This is a genomic window from Butyricimonas faecalis, assembly GCF_003991565.1.
Lineage (GTDB): Bacteria > Bacteroidota > Bacteroidia > Bacteroidales > Marinifilaceae > Butyricimonas > Butyricimonas faecalis.
Window position 1 is genome coordinate 2,199,739 of record NZ_CP032819.1, and the last position, 19,365, is coordinate 2,219,103.

Annotated in this window: 17 protein-coding genes and 1 tRNA gene; 3 read left to right on the top strand and 15 right to left on the bottom strand. The window is 44.1% G+C overall.

The features are described 5' to 3' along the window. Nucleotides 1-41: 41 nt before the first annotated feature. The 15 genes from rpoC to D8S85_RS09750 all read right to left on the bottom strand — a co-directional run bounded on the left by rpoC (nt 42) and on the right by D8S85_RS09750 (nt 16,819). Nucleotides 42-4,286: a DNA-directed RNA polymerase subunit beta' gene (gene rpoC, locus D8S85_RS09680; protein WP_106480525.1), complete on the bottom strand. Its 4,245-nt coding sequence runs from the start codon at nt 4,284-4,286 to the stop codon at nt 42-44. 73 nt (nt 4,287-4,359) lie between these two features. Continuing rightward, a complete protein-coding gene (gene rpoB, locus D8S85_RS09685) occupies nt 4,360-8,172 on the bottom strand; it encodes a DNA-directed RNA polymerase subunit beta (RefSeq protein ID WP_106480526.1) in 3,813 nt (1,270 codons plus the stop codon). Nucleotides 8,173-8,265: 93 nt separating this feature from the next. After that, entirely contained in the window at nt 8,266-8,643 is a 378-nt protein-coding gene (gene rplL, locus D8S85_RS09690) for a 50S ribosomal protein L7/L12 (protein ID WP_018339636.1), read from the bottom strand. A gap of 42 nt (nt 8,644-8,685) precedes the next feature. Then, nucleotides 8,686-9,204: a 50S ribosomal protein L10 gene (rplJ, locus tag D8S85_RS09695; RefSeq protein ID WP_106480527.1), complete on the bottom strand. Its 519-nt coding sequence runs from the start codon at nt 9,202-9,204 to the stop codon at nt 8,686-8,688. A 29-nt stretch (nt 9,205-9,233) separates the two neighbouring features. Then, nucleotides 9,234-9,929 (bottom strand): 50S ribosomal protein L1, encoded by a 696-nt coding sequence (gene rplA, locus D8S85_RS09700; protein WP_106480528.1) that lies wholly within the window; start codon nt 9,927-9,929, stop codon nt 9,234-9,236. Nucleotides 9,930-9,953: 24 nt separating this feature from the next. Further along, nucleotides 9,954-10,391, bottom strand: a complete 438-nt coding sequence (rplK, locus tag D8S85_RS09705; RefSeq protein ID WP_106480529.1) for a 50S ribosomal protein L11 — start codon at nt 10,389-10,391, stop codon at nt 9,954-9,956. A gap of 23 nt (nt 10,392-10,414) precedes the next feature. Then, nucleotides 10,415-10,963, bottom strand: a complete 549-nt coding sequence (gene nusG / locus D8S85_RS09710) for a transcription termination/antitermination protein NusG (protein ID WP_106480530.1) — start codon at nt 10,961-10,963, stop codon at nt 10,415-10,417. An 18-nt stretch (nt 10,964-10,981) separates the two neighbouring features. Beyond that, nucleotides 10,982-11,173, bottom strand: a complete 192-nt coding sequence (gene secE / locus D8S85_RS09715) for a preprotein translocase subunit SecE (RefSeq protein WP_027200805.1) — start codon at nt 11,171-11,173, stop codon at nt 10,982-10,984. Nucleotides 11,174-11,192: 19 nt separating this feature from the next. Next, nucleotides 11,193-11,265: transfer RNA gene (locus D8S85_RS09720), tRNA-Trp, on the bottom strand. Nucleotides 11,266-11,360: 95 nt separating this feature from the next. Further along, nucleotides 11,361-12,548, bottom strand: a complete 1,188-nt coding sequence (gene tuf / locus D8S85_RS09725) for an elongation factor Tu (RefSeq protein WP_106480531.1) — start codon at nt 12,546-12,548, stop codon at nt 11,361-11,363. Nucleotides 12,549-12,720: 172 nt separating this feature from the next. Continuing rightward, the gene (hpf, locus tag D8S85_RS09730; protein WP_106480532.1) at nt 12,721-13,017 is read right to left on the bottom strand and encodes a ribosome hibernation-promoting factor, HPF/YfiA family; all 297 of its coding nucleotides are present in this window, start codon (nt 13,015-13,017) and stop codon (nt 12,721-12,723) included. Between the two features lie 18 nt (nt 13,018-13,035). Further along, nucleotides 13,036-13,947: a tyrosine-type recombinase/integrase gene (locus tag D8S85_RS09735; RefSeq protein WP_106480533.1), complete on the bottom strand. Its 912-nt coding sequence runs from the start codon at nt 13,945-13,947 to the stop codon at nt 13,036-13,038. Nucleotides 13,948-14,011: 64 nt separating this feature from the next. Further along, nucleotides 14,012-14,203, bottom strand: a complete 192-nt coding sequence (gene rpsU, locus D8S85_RS09740) for a 30S ribosomal protein S21 (protein ID WP_106480534.1) — start codon at nt 14,201-14,203, stop codon at nt 14,012-14,014. Between the two features lie 658 nt (nt 14,204-14,861). Further along, the gene (locus tag D8S85_RS09745; RefSeq protein WP_106480535.1) at nt 14,862-15,137 is read right to left on the bottom strand and encodes a tetratricopeptide repeat protein; all 276 of its coding nucleotides are present in this window, start codon (nt 15,135-15,137) and stop codon (nt 14,862-14,864) included. Nucleotides 15,138-15,145: 8 nt separating this feature from the next. Then, nucleotides 15,146-16,819: a M23 family metallopeptidase gene (locus D8S85_RS09750; RefSeq protein ID WP_106480536.1), complete on the bottom strand. Its 1,674-nt coding sequence runs from the start codon at nt 16,817-16,819 to the stop codon at nt 15,146-15,148. An 88-nt stretch (nt 16,820-16,907) separates the two neighbouring features. Between D8S85_RS09750 and D8S85_RS09755 the strand changes: the two genes are divergently transcribed. The 3 genes from D8S85_RS09755 (at nt 16,908) to rny (ending at nt 19,293) form a co-directional block, all read left to right on the top strand. Next, nucleotides 16,908-17,198 (top strand): hypothetical protein, encoded by a 291-nt coding sequence (locus tag D8S85_RS09755; protein WP_106480537.1) that lies wholly within the window; start codon nt 16,908-16,910, stop codon nt 17,196-17,198. 2 nt (nt 17,199-17,200) lie between these two features. Further along, the gene (locus D8S85_RS09760; protein ID WP_106480538.1) at nt 17,201-17,488 is read left to right on the top strand and encodes a cell division protein ZapA; all 288 of its coding nucleotides are present in this window, start codon (nt 17,201-17,203) and stop codon (nt 17,486-17,488) included. 269 nt (nt 17,489-17,757) lie between these two features. Next, nucleotides 17,758-19,293: a ribonuclease Y gene (gene rny, locus D8S85_RS09765; RefSeq protein ID WP_106480539.1), complete on the top strand. Its 1,536-nt coding sequence runs from the start codon at nt 17,758-17,760 to the stop codon at nt 19,291-19,293. Nucleotides 19,294-19,365: the final 72 nt, after the last annotated feature.

The following is a 19,365-nucleotide window of genomic DNA, read 5'->3' on the forward strand; positions in this document are numbered from 1 at the left end:
ATACAAACAATAAAGGCGCCTTGCGGCGCCTCTACTTATTTTTATTTTTCCATCTTTTCGAGGTCCGCCTTAGAACCTACAATCAGACTTCTAAATTCTTTCATACCTGTTCCCACCGGTATTAAGTGACCGCAAATCACGTTTTCTTTCAAGCCTTCCAACGGATCGACTTTACCGTAAATTGCTGCTTCATTCAATACTTTCGTGGTTTCCTGGAATGATGCGGCAGAAATAAAGCTTGACGTCTGCAATGCAGCACGGGTAATCCCTTGTAATACCTGAGCTGAAGTCGCAGGTACAGCATCTCGCGCCTCTACCACCTTCAAATCTCTACGTTTCAACTGAGAATTAATATCTCTCAACATACGTACAGAGATAATCTGTCCCGGTTTCACCCGATCCGAATCCCCGGCTTCCAACACCACCTTCTTCCCGTAGATTGCATCGTTTTCTTCCATGAACTCACTCTTATCCACCACTTGATTCTCCAAGAATCTCGTATCTCCGGCATCTTGGATCAATACCTTACGCATCATCTGGTGTACAATGATCTCGAAATGCTTATCGTTGATCTTCACACCCTGCATCCGGTAAACATCCTGTACCTCGTTCACGATATACTCCTGAACCTTGATCGGTCCCTCGATATTCAAAATATCAGTCGGGGTAATCGCACCGTCAGATAACGGGGTTCCTGCACGTACATAATCATTCTCCTGCACCAAAATCTGTTTGGACAAAGAAACCAGATATTTCTTCACCTCTCCGGCTTTTGATGTCACGATGATTTCACGATTACCGCGTTTGATCTTACCGTAAGTTACCTCTCCGTCAATTTCCGATACAACAGCCGGATTCGACGGGTTACGAGCCTCGAACAATTCGGTAACACGAGGAAGACCTCCCGTGATATCGCCTGCCTTACCAACGGCTCTCGGAATCTTGGCAATGGTACTACCGGCAACGACCTCGGCTCCTTCCTTCACGACAATGTGGGCACCTACCGGCAAGTTGTAACTCTTCACCGTGTTTCCTTGTGCATCATTGATACACAAAGCAGGCGCTTTCATCTTGTCACGGAACTCGATGATGATCATCTCTCTAAATCCGGTGGTTTCATCGGACTCCTCCTTGTAGGTTTCACCCTCGATCAAGTTTTCCAACCCAACCGTACCGGAGAATTCGGTAATGATCAAAGCATTGAACGGGTCCCATTCGCAAAGCAATTCACCCTTGCTGATCTCCTGTCCATCCTTCACGAACAATTTAGCACCGTAAGGGATAGCGTGAGAAACCAATATAATATTCGTGTTCTTATCCAATATACGCAACTCCGTCAAACGTCCTACCACCACGTCACAGGTCGTTCCGTTATCTTGCGTGTACTCTACAGAACGCAATTCTTCATACTCAACGTAACCGTCATATTTAGCTTTCAAAGAGTTCTCGCTGGAAATATTTCCTGCGGTACCTCCCACGTGGAAGGTTCTCAATGTCAACTGAGTACCCGGCTCACCGATAGACTGTGCAGCGATAACTCCGACAGCCTCACCCTTCTCTACCATACGGCTGGTAGCCAAGTTACGTCCGTAACACTTAGCACAAACCCCCTTCTTCGCCTCGCAAGTCAATACAGAACGTACTTCAACACGCTCGATCGGAGACTTCTCAATAATATCGGCAATCTCTTCCGTAATCTCATCACCTGAAGCCACGATTAATTCGCCCGTATTCGGATGATAAATATCATGTACGGAAACACGTCCTAAAATTCTCTCTGACAAAGAAGACACGATCTCCTCGTTATTTTTGATCGCTGAAATGGTGATACCTCTCAACGTACCGCAATCTTCCTCGGTAATCGTGATGTCATTAGCCACGTCAACCAAACGACGAGTCAAATATCCGGCGTCAGCAGTCTTCAATGCGGTATCGGCCAAACCTTTACGAGCACCGTGGGTTGAAATAAAGTACTCCAACACCGAAAGCCCCTCTTTAAAGTTTGCCAAAATCGGGTTCTCGATAATCTGTCCCCCGGCAGCACCTGATTTCTGCGGTTTTGCCATCAATCCACGCATACCTCCCAACTGACGAATCTGCTCGCGAGATCCACGGGCTCCGGAATCCAACATCATATAGATAGAATTGAACCCTTGGTCGTCCGCGGCCAACTGTTTCATCAACGTAGCCGTCAAGTTCGCATTCACGTGTGTCCAAATATCGATAATCTGGTTATATCTTTCATTATTGGTAATGAATCCCATGTTATAGTTCGCCATCACCTCCTCAACCTGATCATATCCTTCTTGCAACAAGTCCTGCTTGTTCTCAGGAACGATAACGTCTCCCAGATTGAAAGACAAACCTCCTTCAAAAGCCTTACGATAACCCAAATCCTTAATATCATCCAAGAATTTAGCCGTCACGTCCACACCGCAACGTTTGAACACGTCACCGATAATGTCACGCAAAGCTTTCTTCGTGATCAACGTATTGATATAAGGATAGTTTTTCGGGGTAAACTGATTCAAGATCACACGTCCCACGGTCGTTTTGATCATATGTCTGAACGGTTGACCGTCTTTATCCACGTCATCGATCTTCACCTCGACTTCAGCATGCAAGTCGACAGCTTTCTCGTTGAAAGCGATAATTACCTCCTCCGGAGAATAGAACTTCAAACCTTCACCCCTCACGCCCTTTCTCGGTTTCGTGATATAGTACAAACCGAGTACCATATCCTGAGAAGGCACCGTGATAGGCGCACCGTTAGCCGGGTTCAAAATGTTATGAGAACACAACATCAAAATCTGAGCTTCCAACACGGCCTCATTACCTAATGGCAAGTGTACGGCCATCTGGTCTCCATCGAAGTCGGCGTTGAATCCAGTACAAGCCAACGGGTGCAAACGAATAGCCTTACCCTCGATCAATTTCGGCTGGAATGCCTGAATACCCAAACGGTGCAGGGTCGGGGCACGGTTTAACAATACCGGGTGACCTTTCAACACGTTTTCAAGAATATCCCAAACGATTGGATCACGACGATCCACGATCTTCTTGGCACTCTTCACCGTCTTCACGATACCGCGCTCGATCAACTTACGGATAATAAACGGCATATACAATTCAGCCGCCATGTCTTTCGGAAGACCACACTCGTGCATCTTCAAGTCCGGACCTACAACGATTACCGAACGTGCAGAGTAGTCAACACGCTTACCCAACAAGTTCTGACGGAAACGCCCTTGTTTACCTTTCAAACTGTCGGAAAGAGACTTCAACGGTCTGTTATTCTCAATCTTAACCGCGTTGGATTTACGAGAGTTATCGAACAAAGAATCCACGGCCTCCTGCAACATACGCTTCTCATTACGCAAGATCACATCCGGAGCCTTAATCTCTATCAATCTCTTTAAACGATTGTTTCGGATAATCACCCGTCTGTACAAATCGTTCAAATCGGAAGTAGCAAAACGACCTCCATCCAACGGAACCAACGGACGCAATTCAGGCGGTATCACGGATAACACCTTCACGATCATCCATTCCGGTTTATTAATTTCTTTACTCTCACGGAAAGCCTCTACCACTTGAAGACGTTTCAACGCCTCGTTCTTTCTTTGTTGAGAAGTTTCCGTGTTCGCTTTATTTCTCAAATCATAAGAAAGATCATCCAAATCCAAACGCTCCAACAACATGGAAATAGCTTCCGCACCCATCTTGGCGATGAATTTATTTGGATCATCATCATCCAGATATTGATTATCTGTCGGAAGTTTATCCAGAATATCCAAATACTCTTCTTCCGTCAGGAAATCCATTGTTTTGATACCGGAATCCCCCATGATACCCGGGTTTACCACCACGTATCTCTCGTAGTAGATAACGGCATCCAGTTTCTTGGAAGGTAACCCTAACAAGTAACCGATTTTATTTGGCAACGACTTGAAATACCAGATATGAGCCACAGGAACCACCAACTGGATATGTCCCATACGCTCACGTCTAACCTTCTTCTCCGTAACCTCAACACCACAACGGTCACAAACAATACCCTTGTAACGAATACGTTTATATTTACCGCAATGACATTCGTAATCCTTCACCGGACCGAAGATTCGCTCGCAGAACAAACCATCACGTTCGGGTTTGTATGTACGATAGTTAATCGTCTCCGGTTTTAATACAGCACCACTGGACCGTTCCAGAATCTCTTCCGGGGAAGCCAATCCAATAGCGATCTTCGTAAAATTTTTTACTTTATTGTCTTTTCTGAAGGCCATATTCTAGATTTTAGATTTTAGATTTTAGATTTACAATCACATGAATCATAAATCTAAAATCATAAATCAACAATTATATTAAATTAACGCTCAATCCCAACCCGCGAAGTTCATGCAACAACACGTTGAATGATTCCGGAATTCCGGGTGTCGGAAGAGGTTCACCTTTCACGATATGCTCGTAAGTCTTGGTTCTACCCATCACGTCATCTGACTTCACGGTCAAGATTTCCTGTAAGATGTGTGAAGCTCCGAAAGCCTCAAGAGCCCAAACCTCCATCTCTCCGAAACGCTGACCTCCGAACTGAGCCTTACCTCCAAGAGGTTGCTGCGTGATCAACGAGTAAGGTCCGATAGAACGAGCGTGCATCTTGTCATCAACCATGTGTCCCAGTTTCAACATGTAGATCACACCCACGGTTGCCGGCTGGTCGAAACGTTCTCCCGTACCTCCGTCATACAAATAGGTGGTTCCGAATCTAGGTACACCTGCTTCATCCGTATATCTGTTAATATCATCCAAAGAAGCACCATCGAAAATCGGGGTTGCAAACTTCAATCCCAAATTCTTTCCGGCCCAACCCAACACGGTTTCAAACACCTGCCCCAAGTTCATACGGGAAGGCACACCTAGCGGGTTCAAACAAATATCAACCGGGGTTCCGTCAGACAAGAACGGCATATCCTCTACCCTTACCACACGAGATACAATACCCTTGTTACCGTGACGTCCTGCCATCTTATCACCGATTTGCAATTTACGTTTCTTAGCCACGTAAACCTTCGCCATCTTGATAATTCCGGAAGGAAGCTCATCACCGACGGTAGCATTATATTTCTTACGTTTAATCTGTCCTTCGATCTCCTTGTACTTGATGATATAATTATGCAACAAGTCACGGATCATATCGTTCTTTTGCTTATCAGTCGTCCACTTATTCGGGTTGACCTGCAAGAAGTCCATATTCTGCAACATCTTGTAAGAGAACTTCACTCCCTTCGGAACGATATCCTCGTTCAAGTAATTCTTCACACCTTGTGAAGTCTTACCGTTTACCAACTCGAATAATTTATCGATCAATAAAGTAGTTAAATCTCCGACTTTACGTTGGAATTGTTCATCCAACTCGGCCAAGATATTTTTACCGGCTGCCTTCGTTTTCCGATCACTTACCGTACGTTGGAACAACTTCTTATCGATAATAACACCTTTCAATGAAGGAGAAGCTTTCAACGAAGCATCTTTCACATCACCGGCTTTATCACCGAAGATCGCTCTCAACAATTTTTCTTCCGGACTAGGATCAGACTCACCTTTCGGGGTAATCTTACCAATCAGGATATCTCCCGGTTGAACACGAGCCCCTACACGAATGATTCCGTTTTCATCCAAATCCTTCGTGGCCTCCTCACTTACGTTCGGAATATCAGCCGTCAACTCTTCCAATCCACGTTTCGTTTCACGCACTTCCAAAGAATACTCGTCCACGTGAACAGATGTAAAGACATCATTCCGCACGATATTCTCCGAAATCACGATAGCATCCTCGTAGTTGTACCCTTTCCACGGCATGAATGCCACTTTCAAGTTTCGTCCGAGAGCCAATTCTCCCTTCTCTGAAGAGTATCCTTCTGTCAATATCTGGCCTTCTTCCACGCGTTGCCCCTTTCTCACGATCGGTTTCAGCGTGATCGTCGTACTCTGGTTCGTACGTTGGTATTTCGGCAGGTAATATTCTTTCGTATCGGGTTCAAAGCTTACAAAAGCCTCTTCTTCCGTACGGTCATATTTAACAACAATCTTGCGTCCGTCAACATAAGCGATCACTCCCGGGCCCTCGGCAACCACCTGCGTTCTGGAATCCTTAATCAAATTGGCTTCCAAACCGGTTCCCACGATCGGGGATTGCGGGGAAATAATCGGAACTGCCTGACGCATCATGTTCGATCCCATCAACGCACGGTTAGCATCGTCATGCTCCAAGAACGGGATCAAAGAAGCCGCAATAGAAGCAATCTGGTTCGGGGCAACGTCAATCAAATCGACATCCTCTCCGGCTGCCAACGGGAAGTCCGCATCCTTTCTGGCTTTCACCCATTTATTGGTAAACTTGCCATCGTCATCGATCGCAGAACTTGCCTGGGCAATAACCAGTTCCTCCTCTTCCTCTGCAGAATAATAACGTACTCCTTCTTCGGAAAGATCCACCACGCCATTATTCACCTTACGGTAAGGAGTTTCGATAAATCCTAAGTCGTTGATCTTAGCATACACGCAGAGAGAAGAAATCAAACCGATATTCGGTCCCTCAGGCGTTTCGATCGGACACAAACGACCATAGTGAGTATAGTGTACATCTCGCACCTCGAATCCTGCACGATCTCTGGAAAGACCACCAGGTCCTAAGGCTGACATACGTCTCTTGTGAGTAATCTCGGCCAATGGATTCGTCTGATCCATGAACTGAGACAACGCGTTCGTTCCGAAGAACGAGTTGATCACGGAAGACAAAATCTTCGAGTTGATCAAATCAACCGGGGTGAACACCTCGTTGTCGCGCACGTTCATTCTTTCACGAATCGTACGGGCCATACGAGCCAATCCTACACCGAATTGATTATATAATTGTTCGCCTACAGTACGTACGCGACGATTGCTCAAGTGGTCAATATCGTCCACGTCAGTCTTGGCGTTCAACAAACGAATCAAATATTTGATGATCTCGATAATATCCTCTTTCGTCAAGACACGGATATCCGGATCTGTTGCAAGTCCCAACTTCTTGTTCAACTTGTAACGTCCCACGTCACCCAAATCGTAACGTTTATCAGAGAAGAACAACTTGTCGATCACATCGCGGGCAGTAGCCTCATCAGGCGGCTCCGAACTACGCAACTGCCTGTAGATGTGCAACACAGCCTCTTTCTCCGAGTTACACGGGTCTTTTTGTAACGTGTTATATATAATGGCATAATCTGCCAGATTTTGCATCTCCTTGTGAAGAAGGATCGTCTTCGCACCTGACTCGACAATCGCATCAATATGCTCAGGCTCCAGTACTGTTTCACGATCGACTATAATCTCGTTACGCTCGATAGAAACAACTTCACCGGTATCTTCATCAACGAAATCTTCAATCCAAGATTTCAAAACACGAGCAGCCAACCGTCTGCCAACGACTTTCTTCAACCCCGTACGGGAAACATTCACTTCATCAGCCAGACCGAATATTTCGAGAATATCCTTATCCGTTTCGAAACCGATAGCCCGCAAAAGAGTCGTTACCGGTAACTTTTTCTTCCGGTCGATATACGCGTACATCACGTTGTTGATGTCCGTGGCAAACTCGATCCAGGAACCCTTAAACGGAATAATTCTAGCGGAATAAAGCTTCGTACCATTCGCATGAATACTCTGCCCGAAGAAAACACCGGGAGACCTGTGTAACTGAGAAACGACCACTCGCTCTGCTCCATTGATCACGAAAGTACCTTTCGGGGTCATGTAAGGAACATTTCCTAAATATACATCCTCGATAACGGTATCAAAATCTTCATGTTCCGGATCTGTACAGTACAACTTCAGTTTCGCCTTCAAGGGTGCGCCATAAGTCAATCCCTGACCCAAACACTCCTCGATCGTGTAGCGAGGTGGATCTATAAAATAGTCCAAAAATTCCAAAACAAAGTTGTTCCGAGTATCAGTAATAGGAAAATTCTCCTTGAAAACCGTGTAAAGGCCTTCATTCTTTCTGTTCTCAGGTGTGGTACCTAATTGAAAAAAGTCCTTGAAAGACTTTAATTGCACTTCAAGAAAATCAGGGTATTCCAGCTGATTCTTTATCGATGCAAAGCTTATTCTATTGTTTGAATTATATGAAGACATCTATTATTTTTTTTGAACCTAAACAATCATAACAACAAAATGGTTTAGAGTCTACATGAGACTCTAAACCTGGAAAAACCAACCGGTTTTATTTTATTTAAGTTCAACTTCAGCTCCTGCTTCTTCTAATTGAGTCTTCAATGAGTTAGCCTCTTCTTTAGAAACTTTTTCTTTCAATGGAGCCGGAGCCTTGTCAACTACTTCTTTAGCCTCTTTCAATCCAAGACCGGTCAATTCTTTTACTAACTTAACAACAGCTAATTTAGCAGCACCAGCTGATTTAAGAATTACATCGAATTCGGTTTGCTCTGCTTCAGCGGCAGCAGCACCACCAGCTGCAGGAGCAGCAACAGCTACAGCAGCTGCTGCAGGTTCGATTCCGTACTCTTCTTTTAAAATGTCAGCTAATTCTTTTACGTCTTTTACGGTAAGGTTTACTAGCTCTTCTGCAAGTTTTTTCAAATCTGCCATTTCTATACTATTTAAAATTGTTTGTTTACTAAACTATAAAAATTATTCTTTTTCAGAAAGTGTTTTAACAACACCAGCGATGGTATTTTGTCCGGATTGCAATGCGGAAATAACATTCTGCATCGGTGCCTGCAACATTGCGATAATGTCTGCAATCAACTCCTCCTTAGACTTGATACTGATCAACGATTCAAGCTGATCCTCGCCAACATAAGCACATTCTTCTACGAATGCGGCCTTGAATACCGGTTTGTCTTTAGTCTTACGGAATTCTTTAATCAGTTTTGCAGGACCGTTTCCGGTATCGCACAACATGATCGCACTATCCCCTTTCAACGCTGAGAAAATCTCCTCGTAATTGTTGGTAGCGTTTTCCAAAGCCTTTTTCAACAACGTGTTCTTCACCTGCACCAATTTGATGTTAGCATCAAAGCAAGCCCGACGCAACGCTTGAGTGTCTACAGCGTCAAGACCGGAAATGTCACTAACATACAAGTGCTTGTAAGAATTCACTTGTTCCGTCAAGGTTTCTATTACGACTTTTTTATCTTCTTTTTTCATACTACTGAAGTCCTTTTTAGATTACTACATTAATCAAGTAAAGTCTTTTGGTCTACTTGAATACCGGGACTCATCGTACTTGACAGATACACGCTCTTGATATAAGTACCTTTAGCGGCAGCCGGTTTCAATTTATTGATCACGTTCAAGAATTCTATCGCGTTCTCTCTAATCTTGTTCGGCTCGAATGTAACTTTACCAATAGAAGCGTGAATAATACCGAATTTGTCAACTTTAAAGTCGATCTTACCAGCCTTCACCTCGGTCACTGCTTTCCCGATTTCCGGGGTTACAGTACCACTCTTCGGGTTTGGCATCAATCCACGAGGACCCAAAATTCTACCAAGAGCACCTACTTTACCCATTACAGAAGGCATCGTGATGATGATATCGATGTCGGTCCAACCGCCTTTCAATTTTTCGATATATTCATCCAATCCAACGTAGTCGGCTCCGGCAGCCTTAGCTTCTTCCACCTTGTCAGGCGTACACAAAACCAAAACTCTTACCTGCTTACCGGTTCCATGAGGTAAAGTACATACACCGCGCACCATTTGATTGGCTTTACGCGGGTCTACACCCAGTCGAACGTCCATGTCAACTGACGCATCAAACTTCGTGAAAGTAATTTCCTTCACAAGCTGTGCGGCCTCGTCGATAGAATATACTTTTCCATCTTCGATCTTCGCTAAAGCTAACTTCTTATTTTTTGTCAGTTTACTCATTACGTTTGAAGTGTTACAAGTTCATTAAAAAGGTTTGTCACCGGTTACGGTTATACCCATACTTCTGGCGGTACCAGCTACCATACTCATTGCTTTCTCGATTTCAAAAGCGTTCAAATCTTTCATCTTGTCCGTAGCGATTGCTCTCACTTGATCCCAAGTGATAGAAGCCACTTTCTTACGATTGGGCTCTGCGGAACCGGATTTGATTTTAGCAACTTCCAAAAGTTGAATAGCAACAGGAGGTTGTTTTGTAATAAAATCAAACGATTTATCACCATACACCTGTATAATTACCGGGATGATCTTTCCTGCCTGCTCTTGAGTTCTAGCGTTAAATTGCTTACAGAAGTCCATGATATTGACTCCCTTGGAACCTAACGCCGGTCCTACTGGAGGCGAAGGATTAGCAGCTCCGGCTTTAATTTGCAGCTTGATAATAGCTTCAACTTGTTTTGCCATGATTGTTTTTAATCAAATAATTGTTATTCTTTTTCTACCTGCATGAAACTTAATTCGAGTGGTGTTTTCCGTCCGAAAATCTTGACAATTACTTTCAAGCGTTTCTTGTCCGTATTCACCTCCTCTATCACACCGGTAAAACCATTAAACGGTCCGTCAGTCACTTTAACCGACTCGCCAACGAAATAAGGAATACTTATTTCTTCTGGTTGTTCCGCGAGTTCATCTACAGTACCTAGGATCCGGTTTACCTCTGCTTGTCGCATCGGCACAGGGTCTCCTCCTTTGGTTTCCCCCAGGAAGCCGATCACATTCGTGATATCACGAAGTATGTGAGGGATTTCTCCAACGAGAGCGGCCTCGATCAACACGTAACCCGGATAAAGATTTCGCTCACTGCTATACTTTTTCCCGTTACGCACTTGATACACCTTCTCTGCAGGCACTAGAACCTGTGAAACGTAATCCTGAAGCCCTAAACTGGCGATTTCGTTCTCGATGTACTCCTTCACCTTCTTCTCTTTTCCACCAATGGCTCGAAGCACATACCATCTTTTTTTCATTTCAGCCATGTTAGACCTCCAAGATTTTTAGTAAAACAAATTATATATACCGGTCACGATATGTCTGAACGAAAAATCCATTGCAAAAATGCACAATGCTATGATAACGGAAGCAATCATCACGATCGTTGCACTACTTTGGAGCTCAGACCACGTAGGCCAAGTTACTTTATTCACCAGCTCGTTATAAACATCTGATATATAACTTTTAATCTTCATTTGTTCTATATTTAATTCGCACGGGAGGAGAGGTTCGAACTCCCGACCCTCGGTTTTGGAGACCGATGCTCTACCAACTGAGCCACTCCCGTGTGTGAGCCGGCCGAAACCGGCTCTATTCATTTTGGATTTATGATCTGGTGATTTCAATCATCAATCAGAAATCGTAAATCAACAATCAAATTGATTAGTCAAGGATCTCAGTGATCTGACCAGCACCTACAGTTCTACCACCTTCACGGATAGCGAAACGCAAACCTACGCTACAAGCTACCGGAGTGATCAACTGAACAGTGATTGTCAAGTTATCACCAGGCATTACCATCTCGCGTCCTTCCGGAAGAGAGATTTCTCCGGTAACGTCCAAAGTACGGATATAGAATTGAGGTCTGTATCTGTTGTGGAACGGAGTGTGACGACCACCTTCTTCTTTCTTCAAGATATAAACCTCAGCTTTGAATTTATCGTGCGGTTTAACAGAACCCGGTTTTGCCAATACCATACCACGTTTGATCTCGTCTTTGTCGATACCACGAAGCAACAAACCAACGTTATCACCAGCTTGACCTTCGTCAAGAATCTTACGGAACATCTCAACTCCGGTACATACGGTTTTCTTTCCGTCAGCACCCAAACCGATAATTTCCAACTCATCACCCGTGTGAACAGCACCAGTTTCGATACGACCGGTAGCAACAGTACCACGACCAGTGATAGAGAATACGTCCTCAACAGGCATCAAGAATGGTTTATCAACTGCACGTTGCGGTAATTCAATCCAGTTATCAACTGCATCCATCAACTCCATTACTTTTTCTTCCCATTTCGGCTCTCCGTTCAATGCTCCAAGAGCAGAACCCAAGATAACCGGAGTATTGTCACCGTCATATTGATAGAAAGACAACAACTCACGAACTTCCATCTCAACCAACTCCAACATTTCCGGGTCGTCCACCATATCCACTTTGTTCAAGAATACAACGATTCTCGGAACGTTTACCTGACGAGCCAAAAGGATGTGCTCACGAGTCTGAGGCATCGGACCATCAGTAGCGGCACAAACTAAGATAGCACCGTCCATCTGAGCAGCACCAGTTACCATGTTCTTTACATAGTCGGCGTGTCCCGGACAGTCAACGTGTGCATAGTGACGGTTTGCAGTCTGATATTCAACGTGAGAAGTGTTAATGGTGATACCTCTCTCTTTTTCTTCCGGAGCGTTATCGATAGAATCGAATGAACGTAATTCAGAAAGACCTTTTTTTGCCAATACCGTGGTGATAGCAGCCGTCAAAGTAGTTTTACCGTGGTCAACGTGACCGATAGTACCAATATTTACGTGTGGTTTGGACCTGTCAAAATGTTCTTTAGCCATAACTCTAAAACAATTTTTATTATTAAACAATTTATCTCAATAACTCAATTTCATGCAAGTAACTCGCTGTTTACCTGAAAATTACCCAGACAAGTGCGAGAAAACCCATTTAATTTGGCTTGCAAATGTACAAATTAAAAATCATATCTCACAATAAATGAGATCATTTTTCTTAATTTTCTCTTTTTTCTTTTGCGCGAACAAGTTGTCTCTTCAATACATCATACAACTCGTCCACTGTTTCTTCAAAAGTTTTCGCGTTCTTTTTAGCAAACACGTCTTGCCCTTTGACATCAACATGCACCTCGGCTAACTTATTTTCCAGATGATCGTCTTTTTCCAATTTCAACGTTACATCTATACTCATAATTCCGTCGTGATACTTCTCCAATTTCGAGAATTTCTTGTTGATGAATTCCTCCAACACTGGATTTACTGAAAAACCTACAGGATTAATTCTAATGTCCATATCGTTTCCTCCTATAATTTATGCTCGCGGGTGAGCTTGTTTAAAAATCTCCAACATTTTCTCCACAGAATTATGAGTGTACACCTGAGTGGCTGCCAGGTTGGAATGTCCCAGCAATTCTTTAATCCCTTGAATCGGCGCCCCGTTTTCCAACAGATGCGTGGCAAAAGAGTGTCGCAACACGTGCGGGCTTCTCTTGGATAAAGATGTATGCTCTTTCAGCTCTTCCGTCACCAAACGATAGACGAAATTCGCGTAGATCGGCATTCCCTTATTCGTCACGAAAAACATGCCATGTTCCTGCTCCACCACGCGCCTTCGAGCTTCCAGATAACATTCGATATCCTGCATCAACTCGGTCATGATCGGGATCTCCCTCCATTTTCCACCTTTCCCGAAGACACGAATACAACGACGTGAAAGATCTACATCCTTTACCTGCAATCCAACAATTTCAGAACGCCTCATACCAGTATCGTAAGCCATCAACAAGATCAAGAAATTCCTCAATCCGGAAAAACCGCTCTCTTTTTCCGCGTCGTTCAACGTATTTTCCATCTCCTCTTCCTTCACGAAAACCGGCAATCGTTTCGGTAACTTCGGCCCGCTAATATCCTCGGCAGGATTGGTCTCTATCACCTTTTCTTTTACCAAAAAACGGAAAAACGCCTTCACGCTGCTCAACTTACGTTTGCCGGAAGCGGCACTTAACTTCCCTTTCGTCCCGTTCTCCCTCAAGTCACCCCTCATTTCTGCCACGACCCATTCTCTGATGAGCTTGGTCGTCACGCGAGAAAAATCCTCATTATTCTTTTCCAAACCACAAAAAACATAGAACTGATACAAATCCGCTTTATACGCGATGATCGTATTTTCAGAACAACGCTTCACGTCATTCAAATACCTCAAGAATAATTCTATCTGCATCATCTCTATTATTTAATAACGTAAGCAAGTTACGCTTTTTTGTTTGGAAAAACAAAAAAGCGATCGTTTATTCTTCCGCTTGCTGCAAAGATTGACGATAGACAGCCTTCATACGAGCCATTCTATTTTTAATAGACGGTTTGGTGAAAGCCTGACGATCTCTCAACTCTTTAATCACGCCGGTTTTTTCGAATTTTCTTTTGAATTTTTTCAGTGCTCTCTCAATATTTTCGCCTTCTTTTAATGGTACAATTATCATGATTTATAATTTTAAAAAAAATGAATACTTATTTTATAATAAAAAAATCCAGCAACACCCTAATATGCTGCTTCCTAATTAAATATATGTATATTTTTTACTATCTCAAAAATAATTGACCACCCCCTTTCAAGCGGATTGAAGTTCATATTTAACAATTCGAAAACTGGCTGCAAAGATAAATCAATTAATCGAGATATAAAAATAAAACTTCTTTTTTAGTGTCACGCAATCTTTTACCTCCTTTCACTCGCCTTCTCCAAAGATTTTCAGCGTGTTTAAAAATGGTGACACCATCTCATTCACATCCGTCATATTACCCTAATCTAACCCAGAACAAGAGGTAATCTTACCCAAATAATCCCCCTTATTCGAAGTTCTCTCGACGTTTAGCCGTAGCTCAGCCATCCCGAAACGCTTGAGCAACGGATGTGCAACGGATGAGCAACGACTAAGCGGGATTATCTCCCTAGGATTTCAGCAGGATTTCCCATAGTTTTCAAGATAAACAGGGCTTGATGACGATCGTACTCCGGCAGCTCCCATGTCGCAGGCCTCCCTATCCTTGCTTGTCAGGCAAACCTATTCCCCAGATAGCCGACATACTGCAACACATATTCAAATCACCCCGGCATTTTAAGGAAATCACAGCGACACATCAAGGATTCAACAAGTCCTTACAATAATAATTCAGAATTCCGTTAATCATCTCCAGATAAGCCTTCGCCTTTGTATTTTCGGGATTTATGCGCATCACCTCATTCAGGTGGTTTATCGCTTGCGTTGTCTCTCCCATGGCATTATACACCACTCCCAATTCCAGCAGCACGAGTTCCCGCTCGCCTTCATTCTGTTCCAACATCTGCCGGAGCAGAGCAATTGCTCCCTCCCGATCACCTTGCTTTGCCAGTTGTTTCGCGTCTTCTATATTCATTGTTACTTCTACTTTTTATAAATATCCGTCTCAAAGATAGCAATATTTTTCACGGCATCTTCCACTTTCAAGACAAGCCTGTTTTTTCCTTTCACGAAAACGGGTTCATTTATGTTGCCTTCCAGCAGACGATTTTTCGCGTCATACGTGAACAAACACCATTTTCCATTTACCTCAACCCGATAAGAAGAAATACCTGACAAGTCGTCAGCAATCCGGAACCGGATCTTCCGTCCGGCCCTGCCCATGTAAAGGATTACCGGAGCGATCGTATCCTGACGCACCGTGTATTCACCCAACACCCGGGACGACGCCTCAAGTCCCTCCTCCGTCCAGCGAGTCTTCAAGGCAGAAAAACGTTTGTTTTTCTCCAGCAAACAAATCACGGATTTTTCCGGGAACTTCCCGCTAACCTGCAAACGGGCACTTTTCATCAACGGGTATATTTGTTTTCCGGTAGAAAACACCTCTATCGTCTCGACACTATCTCTCAAGCAGGAATACACCACAGATTTGCACACGATCGGATGGGATAAAGCATCAGCCTCCAACCACAGGGTATATTTCCCTTTTTTCAAACTATCACTTTGGTGGTTCATCAATAATTTTTCCCCCTCGGCCAAGCCCCATTCCAGCGAGGGGAATTTACCCCATAACTGGAACATGATCTTGGAACGATTTCCATTTATATCCGACAAATCGACCACGACATCCACCACGCTGTCTTTCTCAACCAGGATGAATCCCCTATCCTGGTTACAAACGGACAACAATTGTTCTTGATAATTACCGAAAGTCAAATAGACCAACCGGCTATCTCGATAATGATGAAAATCTTTAAGCTCGTTAACCAGAAAGGTCTGATCAAAAGAAAGTTCATTCATGATCATCTTAAAAACCTCCCGACCATTAGCACTCACGCTCAAGTCATACACGCCCAACTTGTTCCAAGAATCTTTCATGTAGTCGTCAGATTGTACCCCGATGCCAACCCTTCCGGCAGGCACACAGACCCGACCTCCCCGGAATACCCGGTTGCCCGTATTTTTCACCTCAACCCGGTAGGGCGAAGTACGTAGTCCCTCGTTCGAAACCGGGTACACGTAAACTCCCCGCACGTTCGGTCCGGTCTGATCTTTCACCAAAAGGAAGCGCAAGGGGTTCAAGACATGCTCCGTTTTCGTGTCACGCACCTCAAAATGCAAATGAGGACCACCCGAAGACCCGGTATTCCCGCTATAAGCTATCGTGTCGCCCGCGTGAAAACGGAGTTCATACCCCAGCATATTCTCGTCCACTTCGAATGACTCCTTATTATATTGTATATTTCTCACGACTTTCGCCACCCGGGGTGAAAAACGACTTAAGTGAGCATACACCGTGGTGATTCCCCCTTCATGCTCGAGGTACAAAGCATTCCCGTACCCCGTGGCAGAAACTTTTACGCGAGCCACGATGCCCTCTTTCACGCAAATCACCGGCAGTCCTTCTCGCCCTTCAGTTTTAAAATCCAGTCCCGAATGCAGGTGTGTCGCTCTCAATTCTCCGAAATTTCCACTCAATAGCGGAATATTTTTCAACGGGTAAAGCAACGTGTCCGTTCGCGCCCAAACGTTTGATGATAAAAGAAGTAACATCAATAATAAAACTCCAAACCCTCTCCACATTATTTTATCTGTCATATAAAAACCATTAAATCCATGGCAAAATTAATAACACTATTGATATTTAAAAGAAATTATTCTATCTTTGTGGTGTAAAGATTATGTTATGACAGCAAAACAAGATGCCGTTATTAACGAGCTAAACACGAAAGTTGAACGACTGATAAAACTATATATATCCTCACTGGACAAAAACAGAGAGATGGATACAGAGATGAAAGAACTCCGGATCCAAATCGAGCGGATGAAAAGTGAGAACATGAAATTACATGAAGAAATCAAAACATTGAAGGTGGCTACCGCTATCTCGACCGGAGAAGGAAGTTCCGAGGCCAAAAATAGAATAAGCCAACTTGTGCGGGAGATTGATAAATGTATTGCTCTTTTGAATAATTAAATATGAATGATAAACTTACTATTACGCTAAATATAGCCGGTAGGCCCTGCGTTCTGACCATAGAGAGAGAGGAAGAAGAGGAGATCAGAAAAGCTGCTCAACTGATTAATAGTAAGATTGCGAAATATAGGGAGAAGTATGCGACTGCTGATCCCGTTGATTTTCTAGCTGTTACCGCGTTACAATTCACGGTAAAGATGCTGGAAGCTGAAAGACGAAACGACGTGGAGCCCATATTAGACGAGGTGAAGAAGATTAGTAGCAGGCTCGACGAAGTGATGAAAGAGTAAAAAAGAAGAGTTCTTTGAAAAGGAAATAGATATACCCGCATTATTTCGTATTTAACTGGAAAACTCAACACTTAACCAATTAGAGTGAAGCTTAGTTAGCCAAAGACAGGCCTCAACCCTTCGGGGTTCCTTCGGGACGGTGGAAGTTTGAATCTGACGGCAGCTCTACCCGTGTCTAACAGGGGTTTTTTAAAGAAGAAATGATGCGGGTTTTTTGTATGAACAAAAAACACCAAAATATTATATAACCATAAATTCAAGTTTCGAATATGACAACAATAATAATTACCGGTGTTATTGCTTTAGCGGTGGGATTTATTCTCGGATACCTGCTAATCAACATGACCTTGAAATATAGGAGCAAAAACATCATCAAAGAAGCGGAAGCGGAGGCAGAAGTCATTAAAAAAGACAAGATTCTGCAAGCCAAGGAGAAATTCTTGCAGATAAAGGCTGAACACGAGAAACAAGTGAATGCCCGTAACAGCAAAATCCTTTTAGCGGAAAACAAGCTAAAACAAAAAGACGCCGAGTTGGCCCGCAAAATGGAAGAGTGCCAACGCAAGATCAAAGACACGGAGACACAACAAGAGACACTGAACGCCCAGAAAGAGTTACTGGAAAAGAAACACGCGGAACTGGATAAATTCAAAAAGCAACAGATCGAGCAACTGGAAGCCATTTCCGGGATGTCTGCCGATCAGGCAAAGGAAAAACTCATCAGTTCTTTGAAAGACGAGGCCGAAACCGAAGCGATGTCCTACGTGAACGAGATCATGGAAGAGGCAAAAATGACGGCAAACATGGAAGCGAAAAAAATCGTGGTAAAAACCATTCAACGGGTGGCCACGGAAACCGCTACCGAGAACGCTGTATCTATATTCCATATCGATTCGGACGAGATCAAGGGACGTATCATCGGACGGGAAGGACGTAACATCCGGGCCCTGGAAGCTGCCACCGGAGTTGAAATCATCGTGGACGACACCCCGGAAGCAATCGTGCTCTCCGGATTCGACCCGGTAAGACGCGAAATCGCCCGCCTTTCACTCCATCAACTAGTTACCGACGGACGTATTCACCCGGCTCGGATCGAGGAAGTAGTTAATAAGGTAAAGAAACAAATCGAAGAAGAGATTATAGAAACCGGAAAACGTACAACCATTGACTTGGGTATTCACGGGTTGCATCCGGAATTGATTCGGTTGGTCGGTAAAATGAAATACCGTTCGTCTTACGGGCAGAACTTGTTACAGCACGCTCGCGAAACAGCCAACCTTTGTGCCATCATGGCCGCGGAACTAGGCTTGAACGTGAAGAAAGCGAAGCGTGCCGGATTATTGCACGATATTGGTAAAGTACCCGATGATGAGCCGGAATTACCGCACGCAATCCTCGGCATGCGCCTGGCAGAGAAGTACAAGGAGAAACCGGATATTTGCAACGCTATCGGTGCTCACCACGAGGAGATCGAGATGACCACGTTAATCGCCCCGATCGTTCAGGCTTGTGATGCCATCTCAGGCGCACGCCCGGGTGCAAGACGGGAAGTAGTCGAGTCATACATCAAACGGTTGAAAGAGATGGAAGACCTGGCCCTCTCCTACAATGGAGTTGTCAAGACTTACGCCATCCAGGCAGGACGGGAATTGCGAGTAGTTGTGGGAAGCGAGAAAGTCTCCGATGCAGAAGCCGAGAAGATTTCATACGAGATCGCTAAAAAAATTCAAGACGAAATGACCTATCCCGGACAGGTGAAAGTCACGGTAATTCGAGAAACACGCGCTATAAATTACGCGAAATAATTAAAAGTCCGGTCATTTTTGCCGGACTTTTAATTTACAGGTGGCAGGTTGCAGGTTCAAAGCCAAAGGCTT

What these genes read in the sequence shown, in the direction of transcription:
- rpoC (WP_106480525.1), bottom strand. Translation starts at nt 4,286, where the DNA reads ATGGCCTTCAGAAAAGACAATAAAGTAAAAAATTTTACGAAGATCGCT.
- rpoB (WP_106480526.1), bottom strand. Translation starts at nt 8,172, where the DNA reads ATGTCTTCATATAATTCAAACAATAGAATAAGCTTTGCATCGATAAAG.
- rplL (WP_018339636.1), bottom strand. Translation starts at nt 8,643, where the DNA reads ATGGCAGATTTGAAAAAACTTGCAGAAGAGCTAGTAAACCTTACCGTA.
- rplJ (WP_106480527.1), bottom strand. Translation starts at nt 9,204, where the DNA reads ATGAAAAAAGAAGATAAAAAAGTCGTAATAGAAACCTTGACGGAACAA.
- rplA (WP_106480528.1), bottom strand. Translation starts at nt 9,929, where the DNA reads ATGAGTAAACTGACAAAAAATAAGAAGTTAGCTTTAGCGAAGATCGAA.
- rplK (WP_106480529.1), bottom strand. Translation starts at nt 10,391, where the DNA reads ATGGCAAAACAAGTTGAAGCTATTATCAAGCTGCAAATTAAAGCCGGA.
- nusG (WP_106480530.1), bottom strand. Translation starts at nt 10,963, where the DNA reads ATGGCTGAAATGAAAAAAAGATGGTATGTGCTTCGAGCCATTGGTGGA.
- secE (WP_027200805.1), bottom strand. Translation starts at nt 11,173, where the DNA reads ATGAAGATTAAAAGTTATATATCAGATGTTTATAACGAGCTGGTGAAT.
- tuf (WP_106480531.1), bottom strand. Translation starts at nt 12,548, where the DNA reads ATGGCTAAAGAACATTTTGACAGGTCCAAACCACACGTAAATATTGGT.
- hpf (WP_106480532.1), bottom strand. Translation starts at nt 13,017, where the DNA reads ATGGACATTAGAATTAATCCTGTAGGTTTTTCAGTAAATCCAGTGTTG.
- D8S85_RS09735 (WP_106480533.1), bottom strand. Translation starts at nt 13,947, where the DNA reads ATGATGCAGATAGAATTATTCTTGAGGTATTTGAATGACGTGAAGCGT.
- rpsU (WP_106480534.1), bottom strand. Translation starts at nt 14,203, where the DNA reads ATGATAATTGTACCATTAAAAGAAGGCGAAAATATTGAGAGAGCACTG.
- D8S85_RS09745 (WP_106480535.1), bottom strand. Translation starts at nt 15,137, where the DNA reads ATGAATATAGAAGACGCGAAACAACTGGCAAAGCAAGGTGATCGGGAG.
- D8S85_RS09750 (WP_106480536.1), bottom strand. Translation starts at nt 16,819, where the DNA reads ATGACAGATAAAATAATGTGGAGAGGGTTTGGAGTTTTATTATTGATG.
- D8S85_RS09755 (WP_106480537.1), top strand. Translation starts at nt 16,908, where the DNA reads ATGACAGCAAAACAAGATGCCGTTATTAACGAGCTAAACACGAAAGTT.
- D8S85_RS09760 (WP_106480538.1), top strand. Translation starts at nt 17,201, where the DNA reads ATGAATGATAAACTTACTATTACGCTAAATATAGCCGGTAGGCCCTGC.
- rny (WP_106480539.1), top strand. Translation starts at nt 17,758, where the DNA reads ATGACAACAATAATAATTACCGGTGTTATTGCTTTAGCGGTGGGATTT.